25 protein-coding genes are annotated in these 21,686 nt (G+C 43.1%); 24 read left to right on the forward strand and 1 reads right to left on the reverse strand.

Going from position 1 to position 21,686, the window contains the following annotated elements:
- The first annotated feature begins 398 nt into the window (after nucleotides 1–398).
- Nucleotides 399–1,781, forward strand: a complete 1,383-nt coding sequence (locus BUB11_RS02750; protein WP_073027674.1) for an ATP-binding protein — start codon at nucleotides 399–401, stop codon at nucleotides 1,779–1,781.
- A 137-nt stretch (nucleotides 1,782–1,918) separates the two neighbouring features.
- Here the strand turns inward: BUB11_RS02750 and BUB11_RS02755 are convergent, their stop codons facing one another.
- Entirely contained in the window at nucleotides 1,919–2,833 is a 915-nt protein-coding gene (locus tag BUB11_RS02755; protein WP_073027675.1) for a phosphotransferase, read from the reverse strand.
- A 333-nt stretch (nucleotides 2,834–3,166) separates the two neighbouring features.
- Between BUB11_RS02755 and BUB11_RS02760 the strand changes: the two genes are divergently transcribed.
- The 23 genes from BUB11_RS02760 (at nucleotide 3,167) to BUB11_RS02865 (ending at nucleotide 21,477) form a co-directional block, all read left to right on the forward strand.
- The gene (locus BUB11_RS02760) at nucleotides 3,167–3,466 is read left to right on the forward strand and encodes a BMC domain-containing protein (RefSeq protein ID WP_073027677.1); all 300 of its coding nucleotides are present in this window, start codon (nucleotides 3,167–3,169) and stop codon (nucleotides 3,464–3,466) included.
- A 27-nt stretch (nucleotides 3,467–3,493) separates the two neighbouring features.
- A complete protein-coding gene (locus BUB11_RS02765; RefSeq protein ID WP_073027678.1) occupies nucleotides 3,494–3,784 on the forward strand; it encodes a BMC domain-containing protein in 291 nt (96 codons plus the stop codon).
- 56 nt (nucleotides 3,785–3,840) lie between these two features.
- Nucleotides 3,841–5,289, forward strand: a complete 1,449-nt coding sequence (locus BUB11_RS02770; protein ID WP_073027680.1) for an acetaldehyde dehydrogenase (acetylating) — start codon at nucleotides 3,841–3,843, stop codon at nucleotides 5,287–5,289.
- Nucleotides 5,273–5,425 (forward strand): iron-containing alcohol dehydrogenase, encoded by a 153-nt coding sequence (locus BUB11_RS26795; RefSeq protein ID WP_143159025.1) that lies wholly within the window; start codon nucleotides 5,273–5,275, stop codon nucleotides 5,423–5,425. Before BUB11_RS02770 ends, BUB11_RS26795 begins: the two co-directional genes overlap by 17 nt.
- Nucleotides 5,400–7,943: a choline trimethylamine-lyase gene (gene cutC, locus BUB11_RS02775; protein WP_073027682.1), complete on the forward strand. Its 2,544-nt coding sequence runs from the start codon at nucleotides 5,400–5,402 to the stop codon at nucleotides 7,941–7,943. Before BUB11_RS26795 ends, cutC begins: the two co-directional genes overlap by 26 nt.
- A 77-nt stretch (nucleotides 7,944–8,020) precedes the next feature.
- Nucleotides 8,021–9,031: a DMT family transporter gene (locus BUB11_RS02780; protein ID WP_073027683.1), complete on the forward strand. Its 1,011-nt coding sequence runs from the start codon at nucleotides 8,021–8,023 to the stop codon at nucleotides 9,029–9,031.
- A gap of 2 nt (nucleotides 9,032–9,033) precedes the next feature.
- On the forward strand, nucleotides 9,034–9,324 hold the full coding sequence (locus BUB11_RS02785; protein WP_073027685.1) for a hypothetical protein: 291 nt from the start codon (nucleotides 9,034–9,036) through the stop codon (nucleotides 9,322–9,324).
- 36 nt (nucleotides 9,325–9,360) lie between these two features.
- Nucleotides 9,361–10,344, forward strand: coding sequence for a choline TMA-lyase-activating enzyme (gene cutD / locus BUB11_RS02790; protein WP_073027686.1), 984 nt, complete (start codon nucleotides 9,361–9,363; stop codon nucleotides 10,342–10,344).
- Between the two features lie 26 nt (nucleotides 10,345–10,370).
- Nucleotides 10,371–10,724: an ethanolamine utilization microcompartment protein EutS gene (gene eutS / locus BUB11_RS02795; RefSeq protein WP_073027688.1), complete on the forward strand. Its 354-nt coding sequence runs from the start codon at nucleotides 10,371–10,373 to the stop codon at nucleotides 10,722–10,724.
- Nucleotides 10,721–11,188 carry a EutP/PduV family microcompartment system protein gene (locus tag BUB11_RS02800; protein WP_073027689.1) on the forward strand — a complete coding sequence of 156 codons (468 nt, stop codon included), beginning with the start codon at nucleotides 10,721–10,723 and terminating at the stop codon, nucleotides 11,186–11,188. The genes eutS and BUB11_RS02800 overlap by 4 nt, the downstream gene beginning before the upstream one ends.
- Nucleotides 11,189–11,299: 111 nt before the next feature.
- Nucleotides 11,300–11,971, forward strand: coding sequence for a cobalamin adenosyltransferase (locus tag BUB11_RS02805; RefSeq protein WP_073027691.1), 672 nt, complete (start codon nucleotides 11,300–11,302; stop codon nucleotides 11,969–11,971).
- Complete coding sequence (gene eutJ / locus BUB11_RS02810; RefSeq protein WP_073027693.1) at nucleotides 11,959–12,801, forward strand: ethanolamine utilization protein EutJ; 843 nt, start codon at nucleotides 11,959–11,961, stop codon at nucleotides 12,799–12,801. The genes BUB11_RS02805 and eutJ overlap by 13 nt, the downstream gene beginning before the upstream one ends.
- A 19-nt stretch (nucleotides 12,802–12,820) precedes the next feature.
- A complete protein-coding gene (locus BUB11_RS02815; RefSeq protein WP_073027694.1) occupies nucleotides 12,821–13,132 on the forward strand; it encodes a BMC domain-containing protein in 312 nt (103 codons plus the stop codon).
- A complete protein-coding gene (locus BUB11_RS02820) occupies nucleotides 13,129–13,389 on the forward strand; it encodes a EutN/CcmL family microcompartment protein (protein WP_073027696.1) in 261 nt (86 codons plus the stop codon). The genes BUB11_RS02815 and BUB11_RS02820 overlap by 4 nt, the downstream gene beginning before the upstream one ends.
- A 21-nt stretch (nucleotides 13,390–13,410) precedes the next feature.
- Nucleotides 13,411–14,748 (forward strand): 4Fe-4S dicluster domain-containing protein, encoded by a 1,338-nt coding sequence (locus tag BUB11_RS02825; protein WP_073027698.1) that lies wholly within the window; start codon nucleotides 13,411–13,413, stop codon nucleotides 14,746–14,748.
- Nucleotides 14,741–15,289 carry a BMC domain-containing protein gene (locus tag BUB11_RS02830; RefSeq protein ID WP_073027699.1) on the forward strand — a complete coding sequence of 183 codons (549 nt, stop codon included), beginning with the start codon at nucleotides 14,741–14,743 and terminating at the stop codon, nucleotides 15,287–15,289. Before BUB11_RS02825 ends, BUB11_RS02830 begins: the two co-directional genes overlap by 8 nt.
- Nucleotides 15,290–15,341: 52 nt before the next feature.
- Entirely contained in the window at nucleotides 15,342–16,022 is a 681-nt protein-coding gene (locus BUB11_RS02835; RefSeq protein ID WP_073027701.1) for a cupin domain-containing protein, read from the forward strand.
- Between the two features lie 11 nt (nucleotides 16,023–16,033).
- Nucleotides 16,034–16,702 carry a BMC domain-containing protein gene (locus BUB11_RS02840; protein WP_073027703.1) on the forward strand — a complete coding sequence of 223 codons (669 nt, stop codon included), beginning with the start codon at nucleotides 16,034–16,036 and terminating at the stop codon, nucleotides 16,700–16,702.
- 77 nt (nucleotides 16,703–16,779) lie between these two features.
- Entirely contained in the window at nucleotides 16,780–18,264 is a 1,485-nt protein-coding gene (locus BUB11_RS02845) for an acetaldehyde dehydrogenase (acetylating) (RefSeq protein WP_073027704.1), read from the forward strand.
- A gap of 2 nt (nucleotides 18,265–18,266) precedes the next feature.
- Nucleotides 18,267–18,908: a phosphate propanoyltransferase gene (locus tag BUB11_RS02850; protein WP_073027706.1), complete on the forward strand. Its 642-nt coding sequence runs from the start codon at nucleotides 18,267–18,269 to the stop codon at nucleotides 18,906–18,908.
- A gap of 20 nt (nucleotides 18,909–18,928) precedes the next feature.
- The gene (gene eutM, locus BUB11_RS02855) at nucleotides 18,929–19,219 is read left to right on the forward strand and encodes an ethanolamine utilization microcompartment protein EutM (protein ID WP_073027707.1); all 291 of its coding nucleotides are present in this window, start codon (nucleotides 18,929–18,931) and stop codon (nucleotides 19,217–19,219) included.
- A 297-nt stretch (nucleotides 19,220–19,516) separates the two neighbouring features.
- Nucleotides 19,517–20,713 carry a histidine kinase gene (locus BUB11_RS02860; RefSeq protein ID WP_073027709.1) on the forward strand — a complete coding sequence of 399 codons (1,197 nt, stop codon included), beginning with the start codon at nucleotides 19,517–19,519 and terminating at the stop codon, nucleotides 20,711–20,713.
- Nucleotides 20,714–20,715: 2 nt separating this feature from the next.
- A complete protein-coding gene (locus BUB11_RS02865) occupies nucleotides 20,716–21,477 on the forward strand; it encodes a response regulator transcription factor (RefSeq protein WP_073027710.1) in 762 nt (253 codons plus the stop codon).
- Nucleotides 21,478–21,686 lie beyond the last annotated feature (209 nt).

Consider the following 21,686-nt stretch of genomic DNA (forward strand, 5'->3'; position numbering starts at 1 on the left):
CTTCACCTTGTCTCCCCCTTTAGTTCACTTTGAACAGATACTAACAGCAATTGAGGATTCACCTGTTCTTCATTTTTTGACCAATCTTCCTCAATACGTTATACGACTGTGGACTAGATTTTTAGGGGGGACCACCAACTGAATTTATTTCGCAGGTGATTCCCTCGCACATACAGTGTGGCCTTTGAGACAGTGCTTACCATCTGACCTAAATAATTTTGAATTGGGACGAAACGATCCCTGAAATTTACAGAAATCAAGCAGGAAAGTGTTAATACTTGTAGAATTTTACATTAATTATACAATTCTGTTTTTTTATTACCTCATGCAACCGGTAAGCAGGGCTTACCGTAATCAGCATTGAAATTGATCAATAATAGTTGGATAGGGGTTACAGCATGGGATTGTTTCGATTGCAACCAATTTCTGAGGATGAGGAAAACGCTATTGATGGGATTATGAGTTACGACAATTATAATCAAACCAGGAAATTTGCTCTTATTTTATTCTCGATAAACTTTATTTTTCTTTTTGTTGACTGTAATAACCGAGCGAAGGGCCTCTGGGCAATTAATGAAGCATATTATTATGTGTTTCATACTCATGTTGTTTTAGCTTTGGTTACACTCATGTTTATTTTGGTCTCCTACAGAGTTATACTTCACTCTGCAAATGAGATAACTTTATTTCATAAAGTATTTGCAATTCTTTTTGCCTTTTTTGCACTAAACTATTCAGCTATAATATCTGGATGGATTAGTCAAGAGATTAATAGGCCAAGTAATGTTTATGTTATTGCATGCTTTTCAGTTGCCGTAATGGTAAATTTTAAATCGAGGGTTTTGGCATTTTTGTATGGATTATCCTGCCTTACTTTTATGATTTCCCTAACGGTTAGTCAAGAAGATCCGTATATGAGCTTCGGGTATTATATGGACGTATTTTTATTAGTTGTAATATCATATTTTATATCAATAGTACTCTATAAATTTAAGCAACAGAATTTGCGGCATAAGTATTATTTAGAGCATTTAGTTATGGAGCGAACTGAGGAATTACAAGCTACTAATAATTTACTTACAAAAGAAATCATCGATCGTAAACGAACTGAGATAGAGATGGTGCGGCTTGACAGGTTGAATTTAATCGGCGAAATGGCGGCTAGCATTAGCCATGAGGTGCGAAATCCTATGACCACAGTAAAAGGGTTTTTGCAATTGCTTCTGAACAAACAAGACTCAAGAGATAAGGAATACTTTGGCCTCATGATAGAAGAACTTGACCGAGCAAATTCTATTCTTTCGGAGTTTCTATCAATTAGTAAAACCAAACCAACCATGTATGAATGGTACAATATTAATGACGTAGTCACCTCTACATTGCCGCTCGTCCAAGCAGACGCCCAAACCAACGATAAATTATTAGCCATTGAGCTTAATGATGTGCCGGATTTACAACTTGATATACAAGAAATACGCCAACTGATTTTAAATCTTGTTCGTAATGGATTCGAAGCGATGTCTAGTGGCGGGCAGCTAAAAATAAGAACGTTTTGTACTAAATGTGAGGTAGTCTTAGTCGTAGCGGATCAAGGTACTGGAATTGAACAGTCTTTGCTAGAAAAGCTAGGTACACCATTCTTTACAACCAAGGAACAAGGCACTGGCTTAGGATTAGCCGTATGTTACGGTATAGTTTCACGTCACAACGGAAGGATAATCGTTGAAACCAGTCCTAAAGGTTCAACATTTAATGTATATTTTAATTTGGGTGAGCAGTAAAATTGGCTGTTTGTACTTCTGCTTGCTAGGGAAACCGCAAATTCATATACGTAATTTAAGCCCCGCCTCTTTAGTGAAGGCGGGGCTTAAATTATGATTCTTTCATTTGTCGATTGGTACTTCTTTTGTTGAGGTGTTCAACTCGTAACCATGCTGGCAACGGAACAATGGGGGGATTTGGTCATTGCTTTGATATTCTTTCGGAAACGTTCATATCTAAACAAGCAATATTCGAGAAAGTCATCCCCGTTGTAATGTCTGATTAAAGCCCAGGCTGTCCAGAGTAAATCTTGAGCCATCATAAAGCATTTTATTTTTAACTCTTCCATAGGGGTCAGTGGCTGGCCGAAGTAGTTCTGAATTAAAAGTTGAATAGCTTCTGAAGATAGTTTGGATTCCAGGATGTAGGCAGCCACATCCCAACAGGGATCGTTCATGCCAGAATATTCCCAGTCTATAAGATATGTTTTGCCCGTATCGTCAATGATAAAGTTTTCAGGTACTGTGTCATTGTGACAGGGCACCAAAATTGTATTTTTGATATTTTTTTGGACGAAAGTGACTAATTGGTCTCTTAGAGTTGTGTAATCAAAGAAAAGGTCGCCGTGTAATTGTTGAATAATCAGTTCGTATTTGGAAAGCTCTGCTTGCCAATCGAAGCGGTTCAAAAAACCCTTGGGATAGGAGTGGATTCTTTTCATTATAGTAGAAACGGAATCCAAGTTTTCAGGTGAGCCAGGATCAGTTTGAGCCAAGTTTTGGCTATTTTTTATGTTTGTGCTTATTTTAATGCCGCTGTTTTCATCGAAGTAAATGCAATCAGAGTTCACACCTAACTCAGAGGCAATGATATTATTGACCCTTTCAATTTTTCGATCAATAATCTGTTCCGTCATGCCGCCGGGTTGCCTGATGACATATTCGATACCGTTAATAGTCATGATGTAGTTGTAATTGGTAAGTCCCCCGGCAAAGCGGGATTTATCAAAGACAATGCTTTCATCAAGAAAAGCATGGCGCAGCTTTTCTTGGACTAATTCTTCCATTCTCATATATATCTCCCCCAAGTTATTAAACTTGGATTTTAGGATTATTTGTTAATTTACTTTAGCAAATAATCCTAACAAAATCAATGCTTGTAAAAATGAATTTACATGAGTGAATTTTAAACTTATGTCTCGATTATTCAAAGAAGTCATTTTAGTACAAGAACTATATTTTGCTGGATACAATAATGCTAATTATACATATTCATTCTTCAAAAAAAATTGTTCTGCATAGGATATTATTAAAGTACAAATTATTATCGGTTAAATTAAAAAACAAAAAAGACAATCCTAAAAAGTTTAAATCTATGCATAGAAAGAAAAAGAGGGGTTGTTTCTATGAAATACTCTGGAGAAGAGGCATTAGGTCTTATTGAAACAAGAGGCATGGTTCCGGCAATTCAAGCAGCAGATGTCATGTGTAAAACTGCTGACGTTGTTCTTGTTTCGTATGAAAATATGGGTTCTGGACTTGTTACGGTCATGGTTAAAGGGGATGTAGCAGCAGTAAGGTCGGCTGTAGAAAAGGGAGCAGCGGCCGCAGCCGCTATCGGCGAGTTGACAGCCTCCCACGTTATGCCGCGTCCCATCAGCCGGATAGGCAAGATTGTCTCGAGTCATGACATAGACGCGGAATGAAACATTAATTTGGAAAGGGGAGCCCGTGTGGACAAAAATAGTGCTTTAGGGTTCATAGAAACGTATAGCCTGGTTTCGGTGCTAGAAGCTGCGGATGCCATGTGCAAGGCTGCGGATGTGGAATTGGTTGGGTATGAAAACGTGGCTTCCGGTTTGATTTCCGTCGTGGTTCGCGGGGATGTGGGAGCGGTGAAAGCAGCGGTAGATGCCGGCGTCAAAGAAGCAGGCAAGGTAGGCCAGATCTATAGCTCCCTTGTCATTGCCAGGCCTCATGCGGAGGTAGAAAAGATTATCGCCAAATACGTTATCGATTGGTAAATAACGCATTTGTTAAACCATTGATTCTGCGAGTGGAAAGGGGGAGCGACTGGAATATGAATAGAATTGACAATGATTTGCTCTCCGTCCAAGAGGCTCGAATTCTTGTGGAAAATGCCCGAGAGGCGCAAAAGGAGCTAGCGGCTTTTCCACAAGAAAAACTGGATAAAGTCGTCGGGAATATGGCTGAAGCAGCCTATAAGCATGCTAGAGAACTGGCAGTGATGTCCCATGAAGAAACAGGATTTGGTAAATGGCAGGACAAGCTTGTTAAAAATATTTTTGCGAGTGATTTTCTCTATAAGAGAATCAAGGACATGAAAGTTGTCGGCATTATCGGTGAAGACAAAGAAAATAAGACCATGGATATTGGCGTACCCGTTGGAGTAATTGTCGCCTTGCCTCCTTCAACCAACCCTACATCAACTACAATTTATAAAGCACTGATTGCCATAAAGTCTGGTAATGCTATTGTCTTTTCTCCTCATCCTAAGGCCAAAAAAACAATCACAAAGGTACTTGATATTCTCATACAGGCCGCGGAAGAAAGCGGATTGCCAAGTGGTGCCATCGGATATTTGCGAACGCTGGCTGTGGACGGTACGGTTGCCTTGATGAACCATAAAGATACATCTCTCATTCTGATTACAGGTGTGCCTAAGATGGTCAGGGCAGCGTATACATCTGGAAAACCGACTATTTATGGTGGCCCGGGGAATGGACCCGCATTTATTGAGCGTTCGGCTGATATAAAAAAGGCCGTAGCAGATATCATTGTCAGCAGAACCTTTGATAACGGAATTGTCTCAGCCTCGGAACAATCCATTGTTGCTGAGGGCTGTATCGCTGATGAAGTAAGGCAAGAGCTTAGGAAAAATGGAGCTCATTTCATGTCAGAGCAGGAATCAGTTCAGCTCAGTAAGTTCTTTTTCCGTCCTGATGGCAGTTTAAATCCAGAGATTGTCGGAAAAACGGCGTTAGAGTTGGCGCGGCATAGCGGCATATGTGTGCCAACGGATACGTTATTATTGATTTCAGAACAAAAATATGTCTCCTCTAACAATCCGTATTCAAGGGAAAAACTTTGCCCGGTTCTGGCCTTTTACGTTGAAAAGGACTGGATGAATGCTTGTGAAAAATGCGTAGAATTGCTTATAAATGAAGGTCGAGGACATACCTTGGTCATTCACTCGAAGAATGAGAATGTGATCCGGGAATTTGCCCTAAAAAAACCAGTATCCAGAGTACTGGTGAATACGCCAGCGTCATTAGGGGGGATAGGGGCGACAACCAATCTCTTCCCGGCATTAACTTTGGGTTCCGGTACGGCAGGCGGTGGGTATACTTCTGATAATGTCACCCCCATGAACCTGATTAATATCCGAAAAGTCGGCTATGGTGTACGTCAGCTAGAGGATATAACCAAGGGTGTTGATCAACTCTCCATTGAAAGTACGGATGATTTAAAAGAGGTGCTTGAAAAATTACTTGAGCTACTTAAGTAATGGGGAGACGATTGAGGCGACGGCGGTAATGAAAAAGTTTGTTACCGGTTTAGATACTTTGGTACATGCCATCGAGGCTTATGTTTCTAAAGTAAGAGGAGGAAAGAAAGTTGGATATCAAAGAGTTTTCAAATAAATTTGCGGATGCCACAAAACACTTGTCCCCGGAAGAAACATCCGCCATTATGAAACTGTTTCAGGGGATTTCCAGGGAATTGTCCGCGAATAGTCCCGCAATAAACACTGTGACAAAATCGCCTGCGTATGAAGGGGAAATCAAGGGACTGACACCGCGCTTGGAACGGCTGAAAGCAGCTTATTTAAAAGTTAAACCAAGTGTCAGTATCTATCGTGCCAGAGCTTTCACCCAAGTGACTAAAGAAAATGTTGGGTTGCCAAAAATTCTTCTTCGGGCTAAGTGCTTCAGAAAGGCCTGTGAGACAGCTCCTTTGGTAATTCAAAAGGATGAGTTGATTGTGGGACATCCCTGCGGGAAGCCGAGAGCCGGTGCTGTATCCCCGGATATCGCCTGGAGATGGGTTCGGGACGAACTGGATACCATGTCAACTCGGGCGCAGGATCCCTTTGAAATCAGCGAGGAAGACAAGCAGGTTTTGCGGGAAGAGATCTTCCCCTATTGGGAAGGCAAGAGCCTGGATGAGGTTTGTCAGACACAATATGAAGAAGCCGGCGTATGGTCATTTTCAGGCGAATCATTTGTCAGTGATCTTTCTTATCATCAGGTCAACGGTGGTGGCGACACCTGCCCAGGTTATGATGTCATACTGATTAAAAAAGGTATCAACGGTGCGAGGCAGGAAGCCGTCGACAGATTGAGCAAATTGTCCATGGAAAATCCAGATGATCTGGACAAGATTTACTTCTATAAAGCAGAGATTGAGACTTGTGACGGCATTTTGGCTTATGCCAAACGGCTTTCTGATTATGCAAAAGAATTGGCTGACAGAGAGCATGACTCAGTTCGGCAGAAAGAACTTTACAAGATTTCTGATATATTCACTAATGTACCGGCTAATCCTCCCCGTACTTTCCATGAAGCACTCCAGTCCATTTGGACTTTGGAATCTTTGTTTGTGGTAGAAGAAAACCAGACAGGGATTTCCGTCGGACGCTTGGATCAATACATTTACCCCATGTTCAAGGCCGACCTGGAATCCGGCCGAATGAACAAACTAGAGGCATTCGAACTGTTGAGCTGTTTTATTATTAAATGCTCTGAAGTCATGTGGCTTTCCAGTGAACTGGGAGCGAAATACTTTGCCGGCTATCAACCCTTTATCAACTGCACCATAGGCGGGCAGAAGAGAACTGGCGGGGATGCAACCAATGACCTGACTTATCTGATTATGGATGCCGTTCGTTTTACCAAAATGTATCAACCGTCCCTTGCTTGTCGGATTCATAATAAATCCCCCCAACAATACCTGAAGAAAATTGTAGATGTTGTGAAAGCGGGACTTGGGTTCCCTGCTTGTCACTTTGATGACAGTCATATCAAAATGATGCTTTCTAAGGGATTCAGCATTGAAGATGCTCGAGACTATTGCCTCATGGGTTGCGTAGAACCGCAAAAATCGGGCAGAATCTATCAATGGACATCTACCGGATATACCCAATGGCCTATTGCTATAGAATTTGTTCTGAATCGCGGCAGGATGAAATGGCGAGGTACCATGGAAGGCCTTGACACGGGGGACCTTGACAATTTCAAGACCTATGAAGAATTTGACACTGCCTGCAAAAAACAAATTGAGCATATTATTCGCTTGTCAGCTGTCGGAACCATTGTTAGCCAACGGGTTCATCGAGACCTTGTTCCCAAACCTCTCATGTCCCTACTGGTAGAAGGGTGCATGGAAAAAGGTACGGATGTTACAAGCGGCGGCGCTCTCATTAACTGCGGTCCCGGACTTATCTTCTCCGGTTTGGGAACCTATGCTGATTCAATGGCGGCTATTAAAAAATTAGTTTTTGAGGACAGGAAATATACCCTCAAACAAATCGGGGATGCAGTGGCAGCAAACTTTGAAGGCTACGAAACCATTCGAACAGATTGCCTAAATGCACCAAAATACGGAAATGATGACGACTATGCAGATGAAATTGCCGCAGATATCATCAGCTGGACAGAACGAGTTCACCAAACGTTTAAAATGTTGTATTCGCGCTTTACTCATGGGACCCTTTCCATTTCCAACAACACACCTATCGGGGAAATAACCGGCGCGACAGCCAATGGACGGCTTGCTTGGACACCCTTGTCAGATGGAATCAGCCCGACCCAGGGTGCCGATAAATTGGGGCCCACAGCCATCATCAAATCCGTCAGCAAGTTGAGTATCGAGTCTATGAATATTGGCATGGTGCATAATTTCAAACTGTTGCGCGGCATTCTGGAAACCCCGGAAGGAGAGAATGGCCTGATCACTTTGCTCAGAACAGCTTCCATTCTGGGTAATGGTCAGATGCAGTTCAGCTATGTTGACAATGAAGTTTTGAAGAAGGCCCAAATCGAACCTGATAAATATCGAGACCTGATCATTCGCGTCGCTGGGTATAGCGCTTACTTCGTAGAACTGTGCAAGGAAGTACAGGATGAAATTATTAGCAGAACCGTGTTGGAGCATTTTTAATATGATTTAAATCTATATGGAATATCTAAAGAATCTAAGTTCTTCAGGTACTCCATAAAGGAGAGAGTATTGACTAGATGAGCATATCGGGAAACCAAAAAGCCATTATGATGAAGGAAAAACTGAATGCTGACTTTACTAAAAAAGGCGTCTTCACAGGTCTTTTCAGCGGCTTTACCTGGGGCTTAAACAGTGTACTCTTGGGCCTTGCTTTAAGTATGATACCTGTCATGGGCGAAAATGTTGCCATATTTGCCATCCCACTGGCCGCCGCCTGTATCAATGATTCTTTTGCCGGCCTATGGCTGCTCCTCTATAACGGTGGGGCCGGACGTTTAAAGGAAGTTCTCCGCAGTCTTAAAACCTTTCCCGGTCAAATGGTTTGTGTAGCCGCCTTATTGGGTGGACCCATTGCTAATGGCGGATACCTACTGGGTATTTCTCTGGCAGGATCTGCTTATGCTTTAACAATTACAGCCTTATATCCCATTGTTGGTGCTCTTCTTTCCCGGATTTTCCTTAAACAACAAATTGTGCCCCGGGTTTGGGCTGGCATGCTGCTCTCCGTTGTTGGAGCTATCGTCATATCCTATGTTCCGCCCGAAGGCGTGAACAGTGAAACTTTTTACCTCGGTCTTCTCTTCGCATCACTAGCCGCCTTAGGTTGGGGTGCAGAAGCCGTTTTGGCAGTATTCGGCATGTCCATGATTGACCCAAAGGTTGCCATCAATATTCGTCAACTAACTTCCGGACTTTTTCTGGCTATTGTAATTCTCCCTATCGTTGGTGGCTGGGTTGTAGTTTCCCAAGTTTTCACTCTGCCTGGAACTCTCGGGGCATTTGCCATTGTGGGCTTGGCGGCAGCGATATCATACTTGGCGTGGTATAAGGCTAACACTACCATTGGCGTGGCTAAAGGAATGGCTCTTAACGGAACCTATGTTATGTGGGGAGTCATCTTCTCTGTTGTTTTCTTGAAATCCCCCCTTACGCAGAACTTGGTTATAGGCAGTCTTCTGGTGGTTATAGGGGCTACTCTAGTGGCTATTAACCCGAAGGAGTTCTTCAAGAAAGGAGAGGTGGCATAATCATGGCGGACACCTTACCACTGCGCTTCAGAATGCTTCATTATGTTTCCACGGTAAAGAAAGCCAGCCCGGATGAGATTATGAAGGCGCTAAAACCGGAATATGGCACAGAAAAACAGTTTACAAAGAAAGTCTTTGCGGATCATCTCCTCGACATGAAAGCGAACCATATCCTTGAGGATAATGATGTGGAACTTGATGACAAGGGAGAATTGCTCATTTACTACTCCATTAATGATGAGGGGAGAAGACTTCTCAAAAAGTATCTTCCCAAAGGGTGGAATCAGACTTAAATTTTCGCTAGGGATTTCTAAAGGGATGGGGACATTATGAGTACAGAAACCGGTAGCATCTTAGAAAGAAAAGCAAGAATCTTCAATGTCCAGAAGTATTCCATCTATGATGGACCGGGCGTCAGAACATTAATTTTCTTCAAAGGGTGTCCCCTGAGATGCAAGTGGTGTTCAAATCCGGAGGGACTTGAAAGAAAATATCAGGTCATGTTCAAAGAAGATTTGTGCGTTGACTGTGGCAACTGTATTCCTGTTTGTCCCGTCCAAATACATCATTTCCGGGATGGAGAAGACGGGCAACTGCAAACCAAAAATGAAAGACTCAAGCATAAAGTCAAGAGAAGCATCGACTGTGTCGGTTGCCGAAAGTGCGAAACCGTTTGTCCTAAGCAGGCACTATCCATTGTTGGCACAGACAAAACCATTTCCGAAGTCCTGGAAATTATTCAACAGGATTTGCCCTTCTACCACAGTTCAGGTGGTGGAGTCACTCTTGGGGGAGGGGAAGTCACAGCACAGCCGGAATTTGCAGTCAACCTGTTGACGGAATGCAAACGTATGGGAATACACACAGCCATTGAAACCTCGGGATATGTAAAACTGGATTCCCTGCTTATGATTGCACAGTTTACCGATTTGTTTTTATACGATATTAAGCAAATTGATTCTGAGCGGCATTATGAACTTACTGGGGTGCGCAATGAACGTATTCTGGACAACCTAACGGAACTCATACGCCGCGGGCATACAGTTAAGGTCAGGATGCCCCTCATCAGGGGACTGAATGATAGTGAAGACACCCTGCGCAGAACTCTGGAATTTCTCCGGTCCTTTAAAGATTATAAAAACTTTCAGGGTATAGACTTGCTTCCTTATCATAAATTGGGCATTAACAAATATAAGCAATTGGACTTAAAATACGCCATCAGCGAAGATTTGAGCTTCAAAGAAGAAGAGCTAGATAAAATTGAAGAGTTCATAAAAGGGTATGACTTACAAGTTGAAGTCATCAGACATTAAAGACTTATACCTTAGGGAGGGATTTTGTGAGTGTAGCCGATGAGTTTGACAGAAAACGTATTATCCAAGAATCCGTGCCTGGCAAGCAAGTCACGCTGGCTCATATCATAGCTTCGCCCGTACAAGACTTGTACGAACGTCTAGGCATTGAAGAACAAGGATCGATTGGAATTTTAACCCTCACTCCCAGTGAGACAGCAATTATAGCAGCCGATGTTGCCACAAAGACCTCTGACGTAGAGATCGGTTTTCTTGATCGTTTTACAGGATCACTGGTTATATCCGGTGATGTGGCAAGTGTCGAAGCGGCCATGATTGCCATTAATGACACCCTGGAAAAGCTGTTAGGCTTCACGCCTGCCAAGATTACACGCACATGAAAAAACGAATTATGGTCGTCGGACCCACCCAATCAGGCAAATCCACCCTGGCCAATGTTTTGAATGACTCTACAAGGCCCTTAAAAAAGACCCAAGATGTTATTTATGGGAAGAATACCATTGATACACCAGGCTCATATCTTGAAAACGCTTCTATGTATAAATATCTGATTGCAACTGCCCAAGCTGCATCTCATGTGCTCATGCTTGTTGATCAATCGAAACCCAGGGAAGTATATCCGCCTGCTTTTGCCAAAACATTTACTTGTCCAGTCATTGGAATAATTACCAAGATTGATTTAGCCCCGGAAAATTCCAAGTTGTGTGTTCAACAGTTAAAAAAAATCGGGATTGATGAACCTTACTTCTGGATTTCATTAAACGACAATACAGGCGTGGAAGCCTTGGAACAATATTTATTTGGAAAACAAGAAACATCAGAAATTAATGAGTTTTTGATATAGATATAGTCTTTGATTCACTCTAGTTTTAGGTTTCCGCTTTAATCTAATCGCTTCAGCAATAATTTATGGGAAGTTTGCTAAAAGGAGATTTCAGGAAAGGCAGGTGAGGCAATGAAATTCATCACTGAAATGGAACTGCGGGATTTATATAAAACTGGGCCCTTTGAAACTTATGTTCTGGAACCAGATACAAAGATTACCCCAGGAGCCCGTCAATTTCTGGTGGACAGACGAGTCACGCTGGTACAGGCTCAGGGCAGTGACAGCAAAACTTTAAAAATCGACGAGACGACTCGGACTCAAGTGCGGGAAAACTGGTTTACTCTGAGGCTGCTTGGAAAAATGGAATGCATAGAATCTTTATTTATCCTGACTGCCACAGAAATTTTACACACCGGCGATCTCGCCCTGTCAGAGGAAGTCATGGCACTGGCTAAATGCTTCCGAAACCTGCGAGACGCTGAGCGGAAACAGATCGTCCCGGACAACCTTCATTTTTGGGGATTGACGGCAGAAGAAATCAAAACACGAGCCGAGAATCTGAAACAATCTATTGACATCAGTGAGTTTTACCTGGGATTGGAAAATGGAAAAGAGATTGCTCTGTTAAATCACTTGCGTGCCTCCCTGCGAGAGGTTGAACCAGCACTTTTGGAAACCTATTGGGACGAAGAGAAGCAAGTCTGTTCACGTCAAGACCTGATTGATAGGGTTAATCTGATCATTAACATACTCTGCATAATGATGTGGAAGTTTTCTGGAGGTGGAAAATGGAAAATGTAAATGCAACTTTTCAATACTGCGATCAACTCGTTCGTGATTTTGAGAAAGTCATCACAACACCCATCTTAAATAAATCCTCCGTTTATTACACCGGTGTTGACCTGGGAACAGCCTATATTGTCCTGGCAGTCCTTGATGAGAATTATCAACCTGTGGCCGGCGCCTATCGTTTTGCCAGTGTTGTCAAAGATGGCATGGTGGTAGATTATATCGGTGCAATTCGCATAGTTAAAGAATTGAAACAGGAACTCGAAGAGAAACTGGGCGCTGAACTGATCTACGCAGCAGCGGCGCTTCCTCCTGGGACGGTTACCCTTGACTCAGGTGCTATCAAACATGTAGTCCAGGGGGCTGGTTTTGAAGTTACCAACGTATTAGATGAACCTACGGCAGCCAATGCTGTACTCAAGATTCAAGACGGCGCGATTGTCGACATCGGCGGCGGCACTACGGGAACTGCCATTCTGAAAGACGGCAAAGTAGTTCATGTCGACGATGAACCTACAGGCGGCACTCACTTTTCTCTCGTCATTTCCGGTGCCTATAAAATGAGCTTTGAGGATGCGGATCAATATAAGCGGGATTTCAAAAATCATAGGGAACTAATGCCCGTATTGCGTCCTGTCATTGAAAAAGTCTCATCCATTATCAGTCGCCATATACGTGACTACCAAGTAAAAGAGATCTATCTGGTAGGGGGAACCTGCTGTTTGGAAGGAATCGAAGATATTATCGCCAAACAAACCAACCTTCCCACCTATAAGCCGCAAAACCCCATGTTTGTAACCCCTTTAGGTATTGCACTTAACTGCACACAGGAAATCCTTTAGACAGGAGTGAGTTTCACACATGGAATATCGAATTATAAAATCCCCATCCAGTGGGACAGTGGATATTCTCTTTCGGCGAAAAGGCTCCGCTTCAACAATCCCTATCGAGAACTATGATGCTATAGGTCTGGTTCAGGGACGGTTGATTGATATGGTTTTTGCTGCTGATATTGCGGAAAAAGCGGCGGGAGTAGTGGTAGAAGACATTAAAGGACATTGCCCGCAGAATCTGATTATGATCGCCATCTTCGGAGATACGTCGTCGGTGGAAGCTGCTATTCAGGAAATACAATATAAATTTAAAGAAGCGAAAACAGGTGAGATTCTATGATAGCAGCCAAAGTAATTGATAGTATATGGTCAACCAGAAAAGCCGATTCTCTCGTAGGACTGAAATTCATGTTGGTGGAAGTCCTTGGCGGTATTGATGCCGGACGTCTCATGATCGCCGCCGACACCATCAGTGCTGGCGTTGGCGAACGAGTGATTGTCTGTAATGGCAGCTCGGCCCGCAAGATGTTGGGTCGGGAGGATGTACCGATTGATGCCGTCATTGTAGGAATCATTGACGAAGACTGCAAGTTTTAAGAAACTGGAGGCGGGAAAACGTTGGATCTACTAAATATTGTCAAGGGTGCCGGGGTTATTGGGGCGGGAGGAGCTGGATTTCCAACTCACGCCAAACTAACGTCCAAAGCCGAGTATATATTGCTTAATGGAGCTGAATGCGAACCCCTGCTCAGAGTGGACCAGCAATTGATGGAGAAGTTTCCTGATGAAATCATCAGAGGAATGGAAGCGGCGGGACGATATATTGAAGCCCGCAAGGCCATCATCGGTATTAAGGGCAAACACAAACAGGTCATTGTCCTCATGCGAGAAAGAATCGCCGCTCTGGGATTGTCAGATTATATGGAAGTAATGGAACTCCGAGATATTTATCCTGCTGGTGACGAACAGGTTCTGGTTCATGAACTAACTCAACGAATTGTCCCGGAAGCATCTATTCCCCTGAAAGTGGGCTGTGTGGTTATCAATTCGGAAACTGCACTTAATATATGTAAGGCCATTGCCGGCAACCCAGTCACGGAAACCTACATCACTGTTGCCGGTGATATTCCTCAGCCCAGGACCTTTAGAGTACCTGTGGGGGTATCCGTTCGGGAGGTCATTGGACAATGCGGAGTGGAAAATGTAGATGATTATGCCGTAATAGACGGCGGTCCCATGATGGGATCTGTCATGAACAATATTGATGGGTATGTCACCAAAAAAAGCAAAGGCTATGTACTCCTGAAAAAAGATCACTTTCTCATCCGTAAAAAAACGGTAAGCCCCGATCGAGCAAGAGTGATAGGCAAGACTGCCTGCGAACAATGTCGCATGTGTACCGATCTGTGTCCTCGTTATCTTCTAGGACACAATATGCAGCCACATAAAGTCATGCGAGCTCTGAGCTACAACTTAGAGGATGTCAAGGAACAACAAATTGCCCAATTATGTTGTGAATGCAATGCCTGCGAATTATTCTCCTGCCCGGTTAATCTTCATCCGAAATCTGTCAATGTCTTATTCAAGCAAAAACTGGCAGAACAAGGGGTTAAATATCAGCCGATTCAGATGGATTTTCAAGCTAGATCCGCCAGAGAATATCGCCTTATTCCAAGTAAACGTCTAGTTATTAAAATCGGTTTAACAGCCTACGATAAACCGGCACCCATGACCGAGGTCGAATTCCGACCTGAATACATTCAGATCGCTTTGCGACAGCACATTGGAGCACCGGCAATCCCTACCGTCTCTATCGGCGAACAGGTGAAAGCGGGTCAACTGGTTGGCAAAATTCCGGATAACAGTCTTGGAGCTGCCGTTCACTCCAGCTTTAATGGAACTGTGGTTGAGATCAACGATAATTCTATTGTGATAAAGGTGGGTTCGTATGTATAGTGCAATAGGTATGATTGAGCTTACGAGTATTGCCAGAGGAATTAATGCAACAGATTTAATGCTTAAAACAGCCTACGTGGAAGTGGTTAGTGCGACACCTGTCTGTCCAGGTAAATATATTGCCATCATCAAAGGAGACGTTGCCGCCGTAGAAAGCTCTATCAGCGTTGGTGTTGAGATGGCAGGAGAATATCTGGTAGACAGCTTTATCCTTGCTAATGTTCATCAGGGCATTTTCCCTGCCATCACGGCCACAACCATGCCCGATGGAATCGGGGCCTTGGGTATCATGGAATGTTTTTCACTAGCTTCTATGATCATTTCAGCGGATGCGGTACTAAAAGCGGCTGATGTACAAGCTCTCGAACTACGTTTGGGCAGCGGGCTGGGCGGCAAAGCCTACTTCACCTTCACCGGAGATGTTGGCGCAGTAGAAGCAGGTATCGAAGCTGGAATATCCATTGCTCGCGAAAGGGGCTTGTTAGTCGATACAGAGGTAATTCCTTCGCCCTCTGACAAACTGTGGGCATCGCTATTCTAAAATTAACAACCACAAACTTCTATACCCGATACGATTGAAAGGAGGTGCGAACTTGAAAAAACTAGTTTCAGCAAACGAAGTAAAAGTAGCAGCGGAAAAGGGACAAAATGTCTTTTGCGTAGACTGCAATACCATCATTACAGCGGCAGCTAAGGATTTAGCCAAGGAACTGGGCGTGGAATTTACTACAGACTCATCTGCTGAAGGAAATCACACCTGTAAAGAGATTGGCCTGCCGAAGAAAGACAGCCGGGAAAACGAGATTGACCCAGAAATGATCTTTCAAGTGGTAAAAGCGGTACTAGCAAATAGGCTCTTGGAAAGCGTCCCTGCTTCAACTCCAGAAATGCCTTTCCGTGCAGATTGTGACCCGAAAAGTGGATTTAAAATCGTGCGCGGCAGAACAGTAAACCTCGAGACCTTTGACACAGGCGATTCAAGCACCGACGTAGCTTATCGTGAAGTGATCAGTAAAGAGGATTCCCAAATGAGCGCAGGCTTTTTGACCATTGAAAAATCCAGCTTTGAGTGGGAATTATGCTATGAAGAGATTGATATTGTTCTCGAAGGAAGCCTAACCATCACCATCAATGGTGAAACTTATCAGGCTAACCAGGGAGATGTCCTCTTTGTACCTAATGGCTCTAAAGTAACCTGGGGTTCCTCCGATTATGTCAAACTCTTTTACGTAACCTATCCGGCAAACTGGCCTGATCTTATGGCGCAACAATAGGAGGGTAAGCAATGCAGGCTCTTGGCCTAATTGAGACTCACGGGCTCATTCCCGCTATTGAAGGTGCAGATGTCATGCTAAAAACGGCACAAGTGGAACTTGTGGGGAGGACCTTTGTAGGTGCCGGCCTAGTAACAATCACCGTAACCGGCGATGTGGGAGCTGTTAAAGCAGCTGTGGAGGCAGGCGTAACTGCGGTTGAAAAGATTGGTCCCTTGTCTTTAGTTTCTCACCATGTCATTCCCAGACCTCATCAGGAGATTGAAAGCATGGTTGATGAAAGGGCAAATCCCGTTGAGGAGCAACCAATCCCAGTAGCAACACAGGAGAAATCAAGCTTTCTTTCAGACGCTGATCCAACCGCCAAAATAGTCGATCCCTTGCCAAACCAGGACACAGCAACAGAATTGACGGAACCTGCCAAAACCAGACAGGAAAGCATTGAGTCAGCGCAAATAATGCTGAACCAACTCTGCAAAGAGAGGGTAGATGCCTTCGTACAGGAATTCGGCCTTGAAAAAAGTTTGGACGTCCTGAGAACGATTACTGTGGTGAAACTCCGAAATTTAGCAAGAGAATACAAAGAACTTGGCATAGCAGGAAGAGCCATATCCAAAGCAGACAAGGACTTACTGATCCAGAAACTCACGGGATATTATCAGCAGGAGATTCAAAAGTAGCCTGTGCGCAAGATCATAAATATGTAAACTTGTCTGCCAGTAAAAATAAATAGAGACGTGGAGGGAGGAATAGCAAATTGGAAAACTTTGATTATGATTTACAATCCGTGCAAGAGACCAGAAATATTGCTCGTCAGGCTAAACTGGCACAGGCTCAACTTGCAAAGTTTAATAGCGAGCAAATTGAGAAGATCATCCGCAATATGGTGAAAGCAGCAGAGGAAAATGCTGTTTCTCTGGCCAACCTGGCTGTAGAGGAAACAGGATTCGGCAAAGTAGAAGACAAGATCTTCAAAAATCGTTTTGCTTCCACAGAACTGTATGAATTCATTAAACCCATGCAAACCATTGGAGTCATCAAAGACGATAAGGTCAATAAAATAATGGAAATCGCTGAACCTGTAGGAGTGCTCATGGGGATTATTCCCTCGACCAATCCTACATCGACGGCCATATACAAATCCATTATTGCCATTAAATCTCGTAACGGGATTGTGTTCTCTCCGCATCCGTCAGCTTTGAAATGCACCATGCAAGCAGCTAGGCTGATGAATGATGCCGCAGTAGCTGCTGGTGCACCGGCTAATATCATTGGCTGTATCTCAAAACCCTCGATGAATGCAACCAATGAACTCATGAAATGCGATGAAGTCGCCATGATTATAGCAACAGGCGGTTCAGCCATGGTTAAGGCTGCCTATAGTGCAGGGAAACCGGCCTTGGGTGTAGGCCCGGGCAACGTTCCGGCTTATATAGAAAGAACTGCCAATATTACAAAAGCCGTCAAAAATATTATTGCCAGCAAAACCTTTGACAATGGAACCATATGTGCATCCGAGCAATCAGTTATCGTCGAGGAATGTATGCGTGACCAGGTTATGGAAGAATTCAGACGCCAGGGTGGATACTTCATGACCCCCGCGGAAACAAACCAAGTTGCCAAAAAATTGTTTGTCCGCGGCCATGCTATGAATGCGAAAATGGTAGGCAGATCCGCTGCAGTTATCGCAGACAGTGTCGGCATAGCCATTCCTCCGGGCACAAAAGTCCTGTTAGGGGAACAACAGGGCGTGGGCGAAGAATATCCCTTGTCTTACGAAAAGCTGACTACCGTGCTGGCATTTTATACCGTAAAAGATTGGCAGGAAGCTTGTGACCTGTGCATTAAACTCTTGAATAACGGCGGTGTAGGGCACAGCCTTTCCATTCATACGGAAAATCAAGAAATGGTCATGAAATTCGCTGAAAAACCTGTCTTCAGGATCTTGGTCAACACAGCCTCCAGCCAAGGCGGTGTGGGCGCAAGTACAGGACTTTCCCCATCCTTTACACTGGGTTGTGGTACTTGGGGCGGAAGTGCAACCTCCGATAATGTAACCCCCATGCACTTGATTAATATTAAACGTATAGCCTATGGAATTAAAGACTTCACAGAAAACACAACCTCCAGCTCTTCAGCCTGCGTGGCACAGAGCAACAGCCCTGCTGCCATTAGCGATGATCAGATTATGAACGTTGTGAATGAAGTTATTTTGCTCCTGAAAAAAAGAGGTGGTAACTAAACGTGGGAAAGTATGACGATTTAGCAGCGCTTCTATTGGAAGCAATCAAAGAAGGGGGGTATTTAAAAGCGGATTTAAGCTCCATACCCGTAGGAATATCTAACCGTCATATTCATCTTTCTCAAGTGGATTTGGAAACCTTGTTTGGTGCAGGATACCAATTGACAAAAACCAAGGATTTGTCCCAACCCATGCAATATGCCTGTAAGGAAACGCTAATCCTGGCTGGTCCCAAAGGGACTATTGAAAAGGTTCGCATCCTCGGGCCGGCGCGAAAAGAGACTCAGGTAGAAATTCTCCTGGCAGATTGTTTCAAACTCGGCATAACCGCGCCGGTGAGATCATCTGGAGACCTGCAAGGAACTCCGGGAATCACTCTTATTGGTCCCAAAGGAAGTATCCTTCTTTCCAAAGGGGTTTTGATTGCCCAGCGGCATATTCATATGACCCTAGATAATGCCCATAACTTTGGGGTTACGGATGGAGAATTGGTAACCATCCAAATAGACGGACTTCGGGGAGGAACTTACTCGAATGTCCTCATCAGAGCCAACAACACCTCGGCGCTTGAATTTCATATCGACACGGAAGAAGCGAATGCCATGCAGCTCGCATCAACCTCAAAAATAACAATCACAAAATAAAATTTTAGGAGGAAACAAAAATGAGTAGATCAGAAGCTTTAGGATTAATTGAAACCAAAGGTCTTGTAGGAGCAATTGAAGCGGCGGACGCCATGGTGAAAGCTGCCAATGTTCAACTGATTGGTTATGAAAAAGTCGGCGGTGCTTTAGTTACCGTTATGGTAAGAGGAGATGTAGGTGCCGTAAAAGCAGCAACCGATGCCGGTGCTGCCGCAGCTCAGCGAGTTGGAGAGTTAATCTCCGTTCATGTCATTCCGCGTCCACACGGTGACGTAGAAATGATGCTCCCTCAAGTTAAAAAACAAGCATAATGTTCCATTAGACAAGCCACTACAGCAAAGGTCAAAATCTCCTAGGGGAGGTTTTGACCTTCATCTTTTCTGGAGCGGTGATCACACCTACTCCTAGCAATGTTGTATAATGAAATAATTTGTTGTATTATGAAAATGCAACCGAATCACGCATCTTCGGATGTCTTCTTTTTTATTATAAGGGCAGCTTGTTAAGCCAAACGCAACAGGAATCTGAAAACACTTAGAATGGTGTTCTCCTGAAAATCCGTCAAGTAAAAGAGAATTAATCATAGAAAAGGAAGTTTGGCGAAGAGCATGAGCAAGACTGACGAAACATTAAAGAAATTAATGGATTCCAATCTGTATTCGCGCTATAGTGGACTATTATCCCTATCCAATATTTCTTTACAGATGGTAGATACCAGAGGCAATATTCTGCTTGAATTTAATCCGTCTCCCGATTTTTGCAAATTTATTTGCCAGGAAGATGAAATGCGGATATGTTCAGATTATATTTCTAGATTAGAACCAGGTAAGAGTGACCGATTTATCTGTCAACACGGACTGGAAAATATTCTTTTGCCAGTTAATATTAACAACCAAACCATAGGCTATCTCGTCGGGGCGCAGGTTTATTCAGCGGATAGTGAATATCAGAAATATCTAATTGATATAATGGCCATGGCAAAGGAGAAAAAAATTGAACCGGCAGCTATTGCGAAATCAATTGCTGCGATAAAAACTATCGAAGAAAATAAAATTGAAATTCATGAACAAATATGCAACCATATCTCCCAAAATATTGGCCAGGACTTTTCTCAAAGCATCATCAATACTGCGGATAAGGCTGTAGTAAGGTTGTCTATTGAAAAAGAAATGCTGGAAAAAAAGATTATCGACCTCGAAGCTAAAAACATGTCTTTGGTGATTAACCCCCATTTCTTGTTCAACACCCTAAACTCCATAGCCCGTATCGCTTATTTTGAAAAATCTCATACTACGGAAGAACTCATTTACTGTCTTTCTGATTTATTGAGGTACAACTTAAAGCAAGACGATGAGTTACACACCATCGGAGCCGAGATGGATAATATCGAAAAATACCTTTATATTCAGAAGGTAAGATATAAAAATCGTTTGGAATATGACATTGACATTGCAGATCAGATTAAGGCCTATAGAATACCCAATATGATCATACAGCCCATCGTTGAGAACGCTCTAATCCATGGGATTACTCCTAAGAGGGACGGGGGCAAAATAAAAATTTATGCCGAAAAGTATCAAGATAACATTAATATTTCTGTTATGGATAATGGGAATGGTTTCCCCAAAGAAGTCCTTGAAGGTTTGCAACAATCGGAAAATAAGCTGGGAATAGGTTTTCGCAGTACGGACAAACGTTTGAAACGATATTTCGGAGAACAATACGGGCTAAAAATCACTAAATCAGACTATAGTGGAAGTACTGTCACGATCTCGATTCCAAGCAAACCCAATGCGAGGCGATAGTGATGAGCGTAGTGTTAATTGTGGAAGATGAATTACTCGAATTGGAATTTCTCAAAGCGATTGTGGCCGAAGAACTCCTCCCTACAGATAAAATAATCACCTGTGAAAGCGGTACACAGGCTGTTAAAATGGCTAAACGGTGTCGACCGGACATAATAGTCATGGATATACTTCTTCCTGAAATGGATGGCTTACAGGCCCTTCAGGAGATAAGGAAATTTCTTCCCCAGGCATGCGTTATGATTCTATCGGCCTGCTCAGACTTTTCTTATGCACAGACAGCAATTCATCTCCGCGTTCAGGAATACTTGCTCAAACCCGTTAAACCATCCGTTTTTAAGAAAGTATTCCATGATCTGTTGACTAGTGTGGCTGCGTGCCAGGTACATGCCGACGAAGAAATTGTGGAACAAGAAACTAATCAGATATATGCTATTGAAAAATCATTAAAATACATACACGATAACTTTAAACAAAAATTGCCCCTGCAATTAGTCTCGTCCAACGTTTTTTTGAATCCCCAATATTTTAGCCGCATCTTTAAAAAAGAAGTAGGGGTTACCTATATAGATTATGTCAATAAATTAAAGATAGATCATGCCTGCAAATTGTTGGAGACAACCAGCTATCCCGCCTATCGCATTTCCAGTGAATGTGGTTTCACTGATCCATCCTATTTTAATCGCGTTTTCGTACAGCAAATGAATATGACCCCTAAGGCATACAGAAGAAAACATCTGTCTGACAGCGAAAATAAGGGCTGAGTTCCTTGTTACTATCCAAAACTGAGGCTTGCCAGAATAGGAATTACGTTAATTTCTATAAAATATCTGGTGCAAAAAGTGTGAAAAAATCTAAAATTTACATTTTTTTGACGCGATTTTGGTGTTTCACAATAAAAATAACGAATGGCTAGACAAAATGACGAAGGCTAAATTTGCCCTTTTGATGCGAAAGGGTAAATTTAGCCTTC

This window comes from Desulfosporosinus lacus DSM 15449, assembly GCF_900129935.1.
Taxonomy (GTDB): domain Bacteria; phylum Bacillota; class Desulfitobacteriia; order Desulfitobacteriales; family Desulfitobacteriaceae; genus Desulfosporosinus; species Desulfosporosinus lacus.